The sequence below is a fragment of the Bradyrhizobium sp. cir1 genome (assembly GCF_014198245.1).
Lineage (GTDB): Bacteria > Pseudomonadota > Alphaproteobacteria > Rhizobiales > Xanthobacteraceae > Bradyrhizobium.
This window is the reverse complement of record NZ_JACIHE010000005.1, coordinates 133,936-147,451: the sequence shown is the minus strand read 5'-3', so window position 1 is coordinate 147,451 and position 13,516 is coordinate 133,936. Positions and strand designations below refer to the sequence as shown.

General features: G+C 61.0%; 16 protein-coding genes. 12 read left to right on the top strand and 4 right to left on the bottom strand.

Annotated elements, in window-relative coordinates:
* Positions 1-47 precede the first annotated feature (47 nt).
* The 6 genes from GGD63_RS13405 to GGD63_RS13380 all read left to right on the top strand — a co-directional run bounded on the left by GGD63_RS13405 (position 48) and on the right by GGD63_RS13380 (position 2,578).
* The gene (locus tag GGD63_RS13405; protein ID WP_183242623.1) at positions 48-266 is read left to right on the top strand and encodes a ChaB family protein; all 219 of its coding nucleotides are present in this window, start codon (positions 48-50) and stop codon (positions 264-266) included.
* A 211-nt stretch (positions 267-477) separates the two neighbouring features.
* On the top strand, positions 478-993 hold the full coding sequence (locus GGD63_RS13400; protein ID WP_183242621.1) for an Hsp20/alpha crystallin family protein: 516 nt from the start codon (positions 478-480) through the stop codon (positions 991-993).
* 78 nt (positions 994-1,071) lie between these two features.
* A complete protein-coding gene (locus GGD63_RS13395) occupies positions 1,072-1,251 on the top strand; it encodes a hypothetical protein (RefSeq protein ID WP_183242619.1) in 180 nt (59 codons plus the stop codon).
* A 175-nt stretch (positions 1,252-1,426) separates the two neighbouring features.
* Complete coding sequence (locus GGD63_RS13390; protein ID WP_183242617.1) at positions 1,427-1,627, top strand: hypothetical protein; 201 nt, start codon at positions 1,427-1,429, stop codon at positions 1,625-1,627.
* Positions 1,628-1,654: 27 nt separating this feature from the next.
* The gene (locus GGD63_RS13385) at positions 1,655-1,819 is read left to right on the top strand and encodes a hypothetical protein (protein ID WP_183242615.1); all 165 of its coding nucleotides are present in this window, start codon (positions 1,655-1,657) and stop codon (positions 1,817-1,819) included.
* Between the two features lie 39 nt (positions 1,820-1,858).
* Positions 1,859-2,578, top strand: coding sequence for a c-type cytochrome (locus GGD63_RS13380; protein ID WP_183242613.1), 720 nt, complete (start codon positions 1,859-1,861; stop codon positions 2,576-2,578).
* A 259-nt stretch (positions 2,579-2,837) separates the two neighbouring features.
* Here the strand turns inward: GGD63_RS13380 and GGD63_RS13375 are convergent, their stop codons facing one another.
* Positions 2,838-3,020, bottom strand: coding sequence for a hypothetical protein (locus GGD63_RS13375; RefSeq protein ID WP_183242611.1), 183 nt, complete (start codon positions 3,018-3,020; stop codon positions 2,838-2,840).
* Positions 3,021-3,045: 25 nt separating this feature from the next.
* Positions 3,046-3,978, bottom strand: coding sequence for a universal stress protein (locus GGD63_RS13370; protein ID WP_246785467.1), 933 nt, complete (start codon positions 3,976-3,978; stop codon positions 3,046-3,048).
* Positions 3,979-4,089: 111 nt separating this feature from the next.
* On the opposite strand from GGD63_RS13370, the gene GGD63_RS13365 reads away from it, so the two are divergent.
* The 3 genes from GGD63_RS13365 (at position 4,090) to ppsA (ending at position 7,763) form a co-directional block, all read left to right on the top strand.
* Positions 4,090-4,776 (top strand): CBS domain-containing protein, encoded by a 687-nt coding sequence (locus GGD63_RS13365; RefSeq protein ID WP_183242608.1) that lies wholly within the window; start codon positions 4,090-4,092, stop codon positions 4,774-4,776.
* A 65-nt stretch (positions 4,777-4,841) separates the two neighbouring features.
* Complete coding sequence (locus GGD63_RS13360) at positions 4,842-5,129, top strand: hypothetical protein (RefSeq protein WP_183242606.1); 288 nt, start codon at positions 4,842-4,844, stop codon at positions 5,127-5,129.
* A gap of 222 nt (positions 5,130-5,351) precedes the next feature.
* The gene (ppsA, locus tag GGD63_RS13355) at positions 5,352-7,763 is read left to right on the top strand and encodes a phosphoenolpyruvate synthase (protein WP_183242604.1); all 2,412 of its coding nucleotides are present in this window, start codon (positions 5,352-5,354) and stop codon (positions 7,761-7,763) included.
* A 21-nt stretch (positions 7,764-7,784) separates the two neighbouring features.
* Here ppsA and GGD63_RS13350 read toward each other — a convergent pair whose 3' ends face one another.
* Positions 7,785-9,101: an agarase gene (locus GGD63_RS13350; RefSeq protein ID WP_312013202.1), complete on the bottom strand. Its 1,317-nt coding sequence runs from the start codon at positions 9,099-9,101 to the stop codon at positions 7,785-7,787.
* Between the two features lie 201 nt (positions 9,102-9,302).
* Here GGD63_RS13350 and GGD63_RS13345 point away from each other — a divergent pair, with 201 nt between their 5' ends.
* The 3 genes from GGD63_RS13345 (at position 9,303) to GGD63_RS13335 (ending at position 12,821) form a co-directional block, all read left to right on the top strand.
* Positions 9,303-10,637: a GH1 family beta-glucosidase gene (locus GGD63_RS13345; protein ID WP_183242599.1), complete on the top strand. Its 1,335-nt coding sequence runs from the start codon at positions 9,303-9,305 to the stop codon at positions 10,635-10,637.
* Between the two features lie 113 nt (positions 10,638-10,750).
* A complete protein-coding gene (locus GGD63_RS13340; protein WP_183242597.1) occupies positions 10,751-11,716 on the top strand; it encodes a 1-phosphofructokinase family hexose kinase in 966 nt (321 codons plus the stop codon).
* Between the two features lie 34 nt (positions 11,717-11,750).
* A complete protein-coding gene (locus GGD63_RS13335; RefSeq protein ID WP_246785466.1) occupies positions 11,751-12,821 on the top strand; it encodes an SbmA/BacA-like family transporter in 1,071 nt (356 codons plus the stop codon).
* Between the two features lie 43 nt (positions 12,822-12,864).
* Here GGD63_RS13335 and GGD63_RS13330 read toward each other — a convergent pair whose 3' ends face one another.
* Positions 12,865-13,287 (bottom strand): c-type cytochrome, encoded by a 423-nt coding sequence (locus GGD63_RS13330; RefSeq protein ID WP_246785465.1) that lies wholly within the window; start codon positions 13,285-13,287, stop codon positions 12,865-12,867.
* Between the last annotated feature and the right edge of the window lie 229 nt (positions 13,288-13,516).

Sequence of the window (13,516 nt, the reverse complement as noted above, 5' to 3'; positions counted from 1 at the left end):
TCACTCCAACCATACCAGGATCGGGGTGACAGCTGTGGGATGTCGGGATGCCTTATCGATCGAACGGCGATCTTCCAACGAGCGTACGGCACCACCTGCCGCCCCATGCCCTCGACATCTACCGGGAGGCGTTCAACCACTCGTTTGCCTCGCATGCGGGAGAGCTTCGGCAGGAGGAAATCGCGCATCGAACAGCGTGGGCCGCTGTGAAGCGTTCCTATGTGAAGCTTGGCGACCAATGGGTGCCAAAATGGCCGGACGCATAGACATGCCGCTCCCGGCTCCCCCCCGCAATTGGGAACGTTTGTGCGATTTCGCACTTTGCCCACTCGCGGGAATGCTGATCGGCGAGCCTAGACTGATGCATTTCGTCCCGCCGCCCCGCTCTCGGATTTGAGCAAAATCAACCAACGCTCGATGACCAGGGATTATTCTTTCTGGCGACCGGGATGGTCAGATCTCAAGGGAGATATCATCATGGCAACCGAGACCAAATTACCTGTCACGAAGCCGTCCACTGCGCCTGCTGGCGAAGCTTGGCGGCCGTTCCAGGCGCTGAGGCACGAAATCGACCAGATCTTTGACGATTTCGGCAACGGCTTTTGGAACCGGCCGTTCCGCTCGCTGGCACGGATCGAGCGTGACCTGAACAAGAGCTTCTCCGCGCCGGCCGTCGATGTCGCCGAGAGCGACAAGGCCTACGAGATCACGGCTGAGCTTCCCGGCCTCGACGAGAAGAACATCGACGTCAAGCTTACCGACGGCGGCCTCACCATCCGAGGCGAGAAGAAGGAAGAGACCGAAGAGAAGAAGAAGGATTATTACGTTTCCGAGCGCCGCTACGGCTCCTTCGAGCGCTACTTCGCGCTGCCGGACGGCGTCAATACCGACAAGATCGAGGCAACGTTCAAGAACGGCGTGCTCAAGGTCGTGTTGCCGAAGACCGAAGAAGCCCAGAAGCCGGCCAAGAAAATCGACGTCAGGGCTACCTGAGATGCTCCGCGGAGACGAGGCTGCGATCGTCTTGCAGCCTTCGCCTCGATCGGAACGGCGGCACGCGCGGATCGGATCATGCTTGGATGGATTGTTCGCATTCTCTTTGCCATTGCAGCGCCGATCACAGCGTTGTTCGTGGCGCGTGATGCGCTGAACTTCGGCTTGATTCAGGCGATGGTGACCATGTTGCTTGTGACAGCGCTGGTCGCGCTGATTGCCGCATATACCGGGCGAGACCGACAGGCGCCTCGGTAGCTGCCGACCGGGTCAAGGGTCCCGCCTTCTCCCCCTGATGGCCGCCGAACGGTATCGCGGGGTGCCACCTCCTCCGCGCGCTACGGATATCTCCTTAGGTGATGGCCCCAAATTTCGATCGGAAAGTCTATGCCTTAGAAATGATTCACCAGCACGCGCCGGGAAGGGGCCTGCAATGAATCACTCGATCTACACCGTGGACAAGGCAACGCACCTGAAGATAGTCGTCGCCGGACTGCTTGCCGGGATCGCGATCGTCACGACTGCCCTCACCTTCCACCTGACTCATCCCGACATCAACGTGCAGAAAACAAAGAGCCTGGCTGTTTACCACCCTCACCCGATCCAAGGTCTGATCAAGCTGGCACAACGTTAGTCGAACCGGATGCTGGAGGATATCCAGATGACCAACGAAGCAATCAAGGCGTTGATGCTTTTCGCGATGTATGGCGTCCTCGAACTCGCGCTTTATTTCTCGTCGATCGGCAGGCCTGCCAAGCAGCCGGTCCGTTCGACACTCGGTCGCGCCTCCAATTCCGATCTCAAGGGCCGTTGGCCCGAAGACTAGTCTTGTCTACTGACCGGCATCGGATTTGGGACATTGGGCATGCGCTTGCTGACGATGTTCATCGCCGCGATTTTTGTGACAGCGGCATCGAGCGCGGGAGCGCCGGCCGAAACAAAGCCAGTCGGTGCCTCCAGCGCACTCTCCGATCTCATGACTCGGCTCCAACTCCAGCACGCCAAGCTGTGGTTTGCCGGCAAGCTCAGCAATTGGAGCCTGGCGAGCTACGAAGTCCAACAGATCGACAGAAATCTCGAAGCGGCGGGCGCGCTCCTATCCGATCCATCACGGATCGCACTTGCAAAGGATCGACTGCAAGCCGTGGACCAGGCGATACAGCAAAAGGATGTGCCTGCGTTCACGCAAGCCTATTCGGCACTGACGAACGAATGCAACGGCTGCCATCGGACCGGTGGCTTCGCCTCGATCACAATCCAGATCCCGGTCCGCCCGCCTGTCGCCAACCAATTATTCGTCGACCAGCTCGCCGAAGGCCGGGCGCTGGCCCATGGGTCCTGCGGAACATGCCATGTCGTCGAGCGTGCCGCCAAGGACTCGCCGGCGTCCCGCCCGCCGGCGCCGAGCTTCCTGGAGATCACCAATCGCCCCTCGTTCTCGGCCGATGACATCAGGCAATTCCTGGCGTCGAGCCATCGCAGGCTCGGACCCGCCCAAGCCATGCCCAACCCGCGACTTGCGGACTACCAGATCGAAGCGATCGTCGCGTACTTCGAAACGTTGAAAGCCGGAGCGCCACCCTAAAGCGCGATGAGATTTGGAGGAATCGTCATCGCGCTTTAGATTGTTGTTTGCGCATGATCTTTTCGGACTTGCGGCGAGGCTCCCGCGAACGATCCAGACGTCGCCAAGCTTTCTGGCTGGACTCCGGGTCCGGCGCGCGGAGGCCGACCGGCTGAGGTCTAAAGCGCGATGAGATTCGGATGAATCGTCACCGCGCTTTAGGTTGTTGTTTACGCATGATCTTTCCGGAAAACCGCTTCGCACTTTTCCGGATCATGCTTTAGGGGCGCTCACCACGGCTATGCAGGTTCAGTGCCTCACGCACCTCGTCGTCCTCAAGGGCGTCCTTCATCGCGCGATCGGCCCACCCGGTCTCGGCGGCCCGCTCGTTGCGATCAAGTGCGCGCATGTCCGCCTTGCGCTCAGCAGCGCTCTCCTGCGGCGGCCGACGATCCTTGTCCATCGCGCACTCTCCTGTCGCGTTCACCTCAGTGCGACATCAGCAGGCAGACTGGAGCCTGTTCCAGCAACGTTTGCGTCATGCCGCCGAAAATCCACTCTCCCAACCGGCTATGTCCATAGCCGCCAGTCACGATGAGATCGGCACCAACCTCGGCAGCCAACCGAACGAGATAACCCCCGTCCGGCTCTGCCGTATGGACACGTATCTCGTGCTGGCACTGCACCCCGTGCCGCTGGAGATAGCCGGCTACGTCGCGAACGCGCTTACGAGCCGCATCCTGTTCGCTCGACGCGCAGATCTCCGCAATCGTGACCTGCGAGGCCCTGGTCAGAAACGGCATCGCGTCGCGAACGGCAAGGCGAGCCTCCCTTGTGTCCTTCCAACCGACCACGATGCGGTCACCGGACAACTCCGTCACGCGCTCGGGCACCGAGAGCGTCGGGCGCCCCATCCGGAGCATGGCCCCGGCCGGATCGAGGAAGTGGGAGTGGCTGGCCGTCAGCGGCCTCCGCTTGACGATCACAAGGTCTGCCGCACGGGCTTGTTCGACCAGAAAGTCGGTCGGATAATCGAGAGCCCAGCGCCATTCGACCGTTCCGCTCGGCAAGCCGGCCACTCTCCTGAACCAAGCCTCTTTCGCCGAAAGCGTTGCCTTTATCCGCTTGATGTCGTCCTCGGTGGTCTGCTCGATGATAACGCCTTCGGCCACGAAGGGAGGCTCCACGGCCACCGCGGAGACACCCAGGATGGCCGCTCCGAACGTCCTCGCGATACCCCCCGCAACGGCAACTTGCCCTGCCTCCTGCTGCTCGGAATCGACGTAGACCATGACACTTGCGACAGACATGATGATGCTCCGGCAAACTGTGCGATGGCCCTTTATCGGCTTAAGGTCAGCGAGACGCTTGACCGAAATCAAGCAGCCGGCCTTGCCCGCCAATGTGACGGCTAACGGCAATGCATCCAGCTCCCATCGTCCGGAAGCCTGCCCTGCTTGATCCCGATCAAATCCGCCAACTGCCGATCGGGGCAGGATTGCCTTCAATCGAGAAGCGATATGGAGGCTGCCATGCAGGCGCGAGACGTGATGGTATCCCCGGTGGTTACAGTTGGACCGAACGCAACGGTCCGCGAGGTCGCTCGGACCCTGCTGGAACGACGGATCAGTGCCGTTCCGGTCGTCGATACCGAGAACAAGGTGCTCGGAATCGTAAGCGAAGGGGATCTGCTGCACAGGGCGGAGGCCGGGACCGAACGCTCCCCCTCCTGGTGGCTGCGCCTGTTGACCGGCGACGCCCAGCTCGCGGCCGACTACGTCAAGTCGCACTCCATCAAAGTGCAGGACATCATGACGCGGGACGTCGCCACCGCCGCCCCCGAGACGCCGTTGCACGAAATCGCGGCGCTCCTCGAAGATCGCCAAATCAAACGCGTTCCTATCGTCAACAAGGACGGCCAGCTGGTCGGGATCGTCAGCCGGGCCAACTTGCTCCAGGCGATTGCGAGCGCCAAACCGCAGCTTGAACTTTCGGTCCCTGATTCAGCTATCAGGGCGAGGTTTTTCGAGGAGCTCAGGAAGCAGCCCTGGGCTCACACGTTCAATGTGAACGCGACCGTGCAGAATGGCGTAATCGATATCTGGGGTTTCGCGCCATCGCTCGCCGAACGCACGGCCATCCGCGTTGCCGCCGAGGCGATACCCGGCGTGGTGACGGTGAATGACCACCTGCTGGAAACTCCAGTCTTCGTGTATTGACTCGCATACAGGTACGCCGGCGCAACGGACGATGCCGCACGGTTATGGACGCCGAGTGGCCTTTAATGGCTGGGACTTTCACGCGTCGCTTCAGCCGGGACAACGTGTCTTCGGAACAGAACAATTTCATCGGCGAAGCTCGCGACGCATCGGTGACTACACGCAAAATTTCGCAGCCGCCCAAGCGCCGCGTCATTCAATCCGAACAAGCGCTCATAGTCCTGGCGGCTGATTTTAACAAGGCCGCCGCCCTGCAAATCGTCCAGCTTGGCCTCGAGTTCGGGCAGCGTAAAATTGCGGCGCATGATCTCCCCCTGTTGGTCCAAGGCACCATGAAACCGAAGGTGCAATGATCTTGAGGACTCCGAAGCCCCTTCCAACCGGACGCGAGGCTTCGTGCCCCACCGCTATAATTATTGCCGGCTCGCATTGTGGTACATTGACGCCGATCAATCTGGAGATCGACATACCCCTGGAACGCTGGGCGCGCGACAACGTCTCCCGTCAGCCACGCCAATGGATGGAAAATTGACTTGGCTCAAGCGAGAAACGCCATCCCGTGATCTGCTGTTTGCATGACCGGACATATCAGATCGTTTCTTGAAATCGGTTTGGCCGACGTCAATTTGGTCGGCGGCAAGACCGCCTCGCTCGGCGAACTGTATTCTGTCCTCGCCTCGCAAGGAATCGCCGTCCCCAACGGCTTCGCGATCACGGCCGACGCTTATCGCGAAGCGTTGTCGCGCGACAACGTTGCGGACGAGTTGCATCAGCTCCTCGACGGGATCGACAAGAGCAACATCAGGCAGCTCGCCAGCAAGGCGGCCAAGGCACGCGCGACCGTATACAAGGCGATGGACACGCCCCTCCTTCGCGAGCAGGTCGTGGGAGCGTATCGGCAACTCGAACGCGAATCTGGGACCGGGGTTGCCGTCGCCGTGCGCAGCTCTGCGACCGCTGAGGATCTGCCGACAGCGAGCTTCGCAGGCCAGCACGAAAGCTTTCTCAATGTGCGCGGCCCGAAGGATTTGTTCGAGGCCTGCCGGCGCTGCTTTGCGTCCATTTTCACTGACCGCGCGATCTCCTATCGCATCGATAACGGCTTCGATCACTTCAAGGTCGCGCTTTCTGTTGCCGTGATGAAAATGGTGCGATCCGATCTGGCGGCCAGCGGCGTCGTCTTCACGCTCGATACCGAATCCGGCTTTCGTGATGTCGTCTTCGTCACTGGGTGCTACGGTCTCGGCGAGACCATCGTGCAAGGTCAGGTCGATCCGGACGAGTTCTACGTCCACAAGCCGACGCTGAGCCAGGGATATCGCCGGGTGCTGCGGCGCCGGCTAGGCGCCAAGCAGATACGCATGATCTACGGCAAACGGGGCGGCGATCATGCAACGCTCACCCGCAAGGTCCCGGAAGCCGAACGCCAGAAATACTGCATCTCGGACCCCGAGGTGCTGAGCCTTGCCGAGATCGCGGTCCGGATCGAAGCTCACTATTCGAAACACGCCGGCGTCCCGACGCCGATGGATATCGAATGGGCCAAGGACGGCGCCGACGGACAGCTCTATATCATTCAGGCCCGACCCGAGACGGTCGCGTCGCGGCGTTCCGCAGACGTCTACGAGACGTACAATTTGAAGGAACGAGGTTCGGTCATCGTCCACGGTCGAGCGGTGGGAGAGAAGATCGCTTCAGGACGTGCGCGCCGCGTCGTGTCCGGGCGCGATCTCGCGGCTTTCAAACCGGGCGAGATCCTGGTGGCGCCGGCCACAAGTCCCGATTGGGAACCGGTCATGAAGATCGCCGCCGGCATCGTCACCGATAAGGGCGGTCGCACTTGCCACGCGGCGATCGTGGCCCGAGAGCTGGGTATTCCCGCCGTGGTGGGGGCCACGCTCGCGACGGAAAGGATCAAGACTGGAACTGAAGTCACGATCTCTTGCGCCGAAGGCGACGTCGGAAGCGTCTATCAGGGGAAGGTTGCGTTTGACGTGACCAAGACATCCGTGAGCGAGCTTCGGCAGCCGCGCACGGCCATAATGGTGAATGTCGGAACGCCGGAAATGGCGTTCCGCACGGCGATGCAGCCACAAGCCGGCGTCGGTCTCGCCCGGATGGAATTCATCATCAGTGAACATATCCGCGTTCACCCGATGGCATTGCTGCAGCAGGACAAGATCAAGTCAGCCAGGGCGCGGGCCGAGATCGCCCGCCTGGTCCGGGACTTCAAGAGTCCCGCCGACTTCTTTGTTCAACGATTGGCGGAAGGCGTCGGCACCATCGCGGCGGCTTTCTATCCGAAGCCGGTGATCGTGCGGCTTTCCGATTTCAAGACCAATGAGTATGCCAGACTGATCGGCGGGGAAGGCTTCGAGCCCAAAGAGGAGAATCCGATGCTGGGATTCCGGGGCGCTTCCCGCTACAGCCATCCCGCCTACACCGAAGGGTTTGCTCTCGAGTGCGCAGCCCTCCGCTTGGTGCGGAAGGAGATGGGCCTCTCCAATCTGCGTGTCATGGTCCCATTCTGCCGAACCGTCGCGGAAGGTCGCCGCGTGATCGCGACGATGGCAGCCAATGGACTAAAGCGCGGTGAAGACGATCTCGAGATCTACGTCATGTGCGAGATCCCGAACAACGTCATCCAGATCGATGCGTTTGCAGAGCTGTTCGACGGCTTTTCGATCGGCTCCAACGATCTCACCCAGCTCACCCTGGGGGTCGACCGGGATTCCGATATCGTGGCCTTCGACTTCGACGAACGCGACCCGGGAATGCTGGAGATGTTCCGGCAGGCGGTGGTCGGCGCCAAGCGCAACGGTCGCCATATCGGCATCTGCGGCGAAGCGCCTGCGAACTATCCGGAGATCGCACGATACTTGACCGGGCTCGGCATCGATTCGATCAGCGTCAATCCCTCGAGCGTGTTCCGCACCATGGCCGTGGTGTCCGACGCCGAGACCAATCAGCAGAAATCCGCGGCGTGACGCCTTCCGTTCCTTTAACGATCAGATTGCAGCTGGAACGGCTGCGGCATGGATACGCTCAGCCGCGGCGTTGACCCTGGTCATCGCCTTCGTCAGCTCGTCATAGACCTGGTCGTCGATGGTCACCGTGCCAAAGTTCGAGTTTTCGCCGTCAAAACGCCCCTGCGCTGGCTGATCGGCATGCTCGAACCAATGGTAGCCGACTACATTCGGCTTGCTGAGAGCTGCCGCGACATACCCCTCGAAAGCCCGGGCACGGTCGAGCTGAGTGGCCAGCCGTGGCCCCGCCCCGCTGGTATTTGGCAAGCCTGAGTCGTCACCGCGGAAGGAGAATTCGGAAATCAGGCTTGGCTTTCCGGTTGTGGCATAAGCATCGATGGCCGGACCGGGGTCGAACTCGTAGCAATTGAAGGAGATCACATCGAGATGGCGACCGGCCGCGGCGATTACGCCTACCAATGGCTGATAGCCGAACCGGGACCCGATCACGAGATGGTTGGGATCGGCCGCCTTGATTGCCGAGACGCCCAGTTCGAAATACTTGTCGGCCACGACGGCCACGAAGGCATCGCAATCTGCCGAGAAGGCCTCGCGGGCGGGATCTGCCAGGTTGGCCTTGGTCTCGAGCGCATCGTTCAAGGCGCAGGGCCGGAGTCTGACAAACGGCGCCACGACATGTTCGATCCTGCCGAGCTCCTCCCAAGATCGCGCCTGCGTGCGCCATACCGCATTGAATTGAGCAAATTCTCGATAGTGCGCCTGCAGGCCCGAGATGGCGGCAACCCTGCCCGGACGATGAGACGGCAAGTTCAAAAATAGCGTCAGCAGCTCGTCGGTCCCGCGCCAGTCGGGTGACCAGTAGAGTTCGTTGTCGATGAAGGTGCCGAGCAAGCCGGGATCATTGCGCCGATGCCTGCAACGTTGATCGGCGCTTGCACGGATATGCTCCCAGAATTCGGGATCGAAGACATCCGGAAAGATCTGATCGCGCCGGTGCAAGCGGAAGGACGCACCGAGCTCAGCGGTCGGCGCACTTGCCAGCAAATGTGATCCCGAACTGGCGACGAGTTCGTCTGACCAGCAGCCGACCGTGTTGAATTGCCAGCTTGCCAGCCGGTCGGACGCAGCGGCGCGCCAGATCCCCAGGCTGCCGTACTTGGCGCGGCAAGCCTCGGCGTAAGGCACACGCTCCGTCCCGCCGATGCGATCCTGATCGAAGCGGACCGTATTGACCCCCTTCGAGAGAAATCGGCCGCCATCAGGATCGACGAGCCAGAACACACCGTCGAACTCGGCAACGCGGAAGAAACCGCTTCCGCTGAGGCCTTCGTCGACCACCCCTCCCCATTTCGTTCTTCGCAAGCGCGGACCCCCAGCAATAGTCCAGGATTTAATCCTCGCACGGCCCGGCTCTGGCTTCTTGACTTATCTCAATACCACCTGGAACCAGCATGACTACCAATATCGCAGGAAGACAACGCGCCTGAGATCTGACCGCGCAGCCCGGTCGCTGATCGGGCAGGACCAAGCAGGTCGTCCATGCCGACAACGCAACTGCCGAACACCGCCAGCCTGCGCCCCGATTTTATCTGGGGCGTTTCCACCTCCAGCTTCCAGATCGAAGGGGCAACGCAGGAGGACGGGCGCCGACCAAGCATTTGGGACGTCTATTGTCGGACCGGTGCAATCAAGAACCACGATACCGGCGACGTCGCATGTGATCACTATCATCGCTACCGCGAAGATGTCGGCCTCATGAAGACACTGGGCGTGCGGGCGTACCGGTTCTCGGTTGCCTGGCCACGCGTTCTGCCGCTGGGACGCGGATCCGCCAACGAGGCCGGCCTTTCATTCTATGACCGGCTGATCAACGAGCTCTTGGCCGCCGGTATCGAACCGTGGCTGTGCCTGTATCATTGGGACCTGCCCCAGGCCCTGGAGGAGCGCGGCGGCTGGCTCAATCGGGAGTCGGCCGTGTGGTTCGCCGACTATGCGGCTCTGATCGCGGCGCGCTTTGGCGACCGGATCAAGCGCTTTGCGACATTCAACGAGCCGTCGATGTTCAGCCTGTTCAGCCGTTCGCTCGGCAAGCGGGATCGCAGCAGCGAGGACATGCTCCACCGCATGATCCACAACATCAATCTCGCACACGGGGCGGCGGTGGATGTGCTCCGTGCTAACGTGATCAACGCGTCAATTGGCTGTATCCATAATCGGCAGCCATGCCGGCCTTCCAGTACAAGCGAAGCCGATGCCGCGGCCGCAGCACGCCTCGATGTGTACTGGAATGCGGCCTTCCCGGATCCGCAATGCCGCGGCGAGTATCCGCTATCGATGCGCGCGGCGATCGAACCGCATATGCAGGCAGGTGACCTGACGCGGATTTGCCGCCCGCTCGACTGGTTTGGACTGAACCACTACAGCCCGGTCTACGTGAAGGCGCGTGCGGATTCGATGCTGGGCTACGATTTTGGCGACAAGCCGCCCACCGTTCCCTTGACCCCGATTGGATGGCCGATCGATCCCGACGCTTTCAGTCAGACGCTGCGGGATGTACACGCACGGTATGGCCTCCCTATCTACGTACTCGAGAATGGCTACGGCGACTACGGCCAGCCCGACCAGACTGGTGCGGTGTTCGACCCGGGCCGGATTGAGTTCTTGAAGGCCTATATCGACGCGATGAACGAAGCCGCTTCCGGCGGCGTCGATGTTCGTGGCTATTTCGTCTGGTCGCTGCTCGACAACTTCGAATGGGACTCCGGATACAGCATCAGGTTCGGCCTGACATACATTGACTATGCGTCGCTGCAGCGAACCCCGAAATCGTCTTTCGGCTGGTATGCCGGGCTGATCAGGGCGATGCAGCCATGATGAAAGCAACTTCGGGGAGGCTCCGAAATTCCTTGAACCGATACCAGCCTGTCTCATTCTGGATGACGACGTCGCGTTCGTCGGCCTTCGCAACCTGATGGAGGTCGAAGGCCTTGGCTGAGATACCGCAACTCGAAATCGTGACCCTGACCATCAATCCGGCTGTCGATATCTCGACCTCGGTCAAGAAGATGGTGCCCTACACGAAAATGCGCTGCGCCGAGGCTCGGCGCGATCCCGGCGGAGGCGGAATCAATGTGGCCCGAGTCCTAAATCGGCTCGGCCTTGAAGCGACCGCAATCTATCCCGCCGGCGGCGCAACCGGGCAGACCCTGGCTGCGCTGGTTGAACGCGAGTTCGTGCGCAGCATCGTGATCCCGACATCGCACGACACCCGCGAAGACATCACCGTTTTCGACGAGACAAGCCGGGAGCAGTTTCGACTGGTGTTCCCGGGCGCCTTCCTCAAGGAGTTTGAGTGGCAGCAGTGCCTCGACGCAATTTCGCGCGTCAGTCCGCAGGCAGCGTTCGTCATCGCAAGTGGCAGCCTGCCCCCCGGGGCACCGGCTGATTTCTACGGCAAGGTCGCTCGAGCGTCGAAAGGGACCGCCAAGGTCATCGTGGATACATCCGGTGCTTCGCTCAAATCCGCGCTGGACGCGGGTGTCTATCTCATCAAGCCCAATCTTCGGGAGTTTCAGGAGCTCGCCGGGATCAGCTGCGCCGACGAGCCTTCGCTTTTGGAGGCCGGTCGGCGCCTGCTCGACCGCTATCGCATCGAGATCATTGCGCTCTCCATGGGCCCCGGCGGGGCCTTGCTCCTGACGCGCGACATCGCCTTGCGTGCGAATGGCCTTCCCATCGAGCCCGTCAGCGTCTCGGGGGCCGGCGACAGCTTCCTTGGGGCAATGGTGTCGAGCCTGGCCAGTGGCGACACCCTCGATACTGCCCTGCGCTATGGTGTTGCCGGCGGCTCGGCGGCGCTGCTCAATCCCGGAACGGAGCTTTGCCTAGGAGCTGACGTTCATCGCCTCGCAGCGGGTGTGACCATAACAGCTATTGCCGGCTACCATGCCTAGCAGCGTCGGATACCGATCGCCTGGCGAACGGAAGTTGCTGCTCCGCTTCTGGAGAGGCGCTCGCGGCTTCTGGGCTGGCAAGTCGGCAGGCTGGGCATGGCTCCTCACCGTGCTGCTCATTGCGACGGTGCTTCTGCAATTGCTGACGCAGTATTCGCTGAACTTCTGGAACCGCGATTTCTTCAACGCCGTCGAGCGCAAGGACGGCAAGGAGCTCCTGAACCAGGCGATGCGATTCATCCCGCTCGCCGCGGCCAGCCTGTCCCTCGCCGTCTTCTCGGTATGGGGGCGGATGACGCTGCAGAGGACATGGAGGGCGTGGCTCAGCGACGAGCTCTACCGCTACTGGCTGGAGCGGAATCGCTTCGTGCGACTGAACTTCGTGGCGGGAGACTATCAGGCGCCCGAATATCGGATCGCCGAGGACGGCAGGCTGGCAACGGACCTCCCGGTCGACCTCATTCTCGGGCTTGTCGCCTCCGTGCTGACTGCAGCCACCTTTATCGGCATCCTCTGGGTGGTTGGAGGCAACCTCACGATAGAAGCAGCGAGCCTCGCTGTGACCATCCCAGGGTATCTGGTGGTCGCGGTCGTCATCTATTCGATCGTCGTGGCGGCCACAACGATGCTGATCGGCCGCCGGCTGACGCACGTGCTGGAGGAGAACAAGCGGGCTGAAGCCCAGTTGAGGGCCATCGGGACCCATGTGCGCGAACGTGGAGAGGGCGTGGCGCCCGGACCGGAAGGCGAGGATGGAATCCGCACCATTCGCCCCGCCCTCAAGGCCGTGATTGCCGCGTGGCTGGATTATTGCTGGCAGCTCATGCGCCTGACAGTCATTACCCACACCAATTCGCTGCTGACACCGGTGATCGGGTTACTGCTCTGCACGCCGAAATACGTTGCCGGCACGATGCTCCTCGGCGAGGTCGTTCAGGCGGCAGCGGCGTTCGTCGTAGTCCAGAGCGCCTGCAGCTGGTTCACGGACAACTATCCACGTCTGGCGGAATGGGCTGCGTCGGCGAACCGCGTCGCGTCGCTGCTTCTCGCGCTGGACAAGATCGATTACCCCCGGGATGACAAGCCAAGCTCGATACGCTCCTGACTTGGCGCGGCGGCTTCTCGTCAACAAAGCTGTTCGTTGGTTGCTACTCGTGCTGAATACGATTCAGATAATCGATAACAGCCAGGATGCGTGTTCGTACGACAACTTCCGGGCTTTGCTCCGGTCCAGCCTTGTTCCAATAGTAGGGATCAACATAGTGAGGCAAGTTGACAATGGGATTGAACCGCTCCCCCCAAATTGGCATTTCACGAGTGCCATGAGCGGGAAGGGCCTTCGATCCATAGATGGTTTCATACACAGCGTTCGTTGGAAAGACGCCGTTGTTGTTCTTGGCCAGCACCGTCAAATCTGAGGGCGATACCTTAAGCTGCCCGCTGACGGGCCCTTTGCCCTTTCCATCAACACCATGACAGCTCGCGCACGAAGACTGAAATTCCGACTTACCGATGTCGACGTCTTCGGCCTGAGCCGCACCCGCAAATCCAGCGGCAAGGCCGGCAATCATCAACCATTTCAGGCACCAAATCATAGCCGCACCGCCGTTTTCGGATAAGCCACATTAGCAGTCTCGATTTTGGTTCAGCTTGACGTAGGTCAACGATCTTCAGGAACGAGCAAAGAAGGGCTTCGCTGGAGATCAAATGAAGAGCGTCCCTAAGATGCGCTGCCGCATCTCCAGCCGCATTGTGCGCACCAGTGATGGCTCAGGCCGAAGCGATGATCGGGATAGAGCA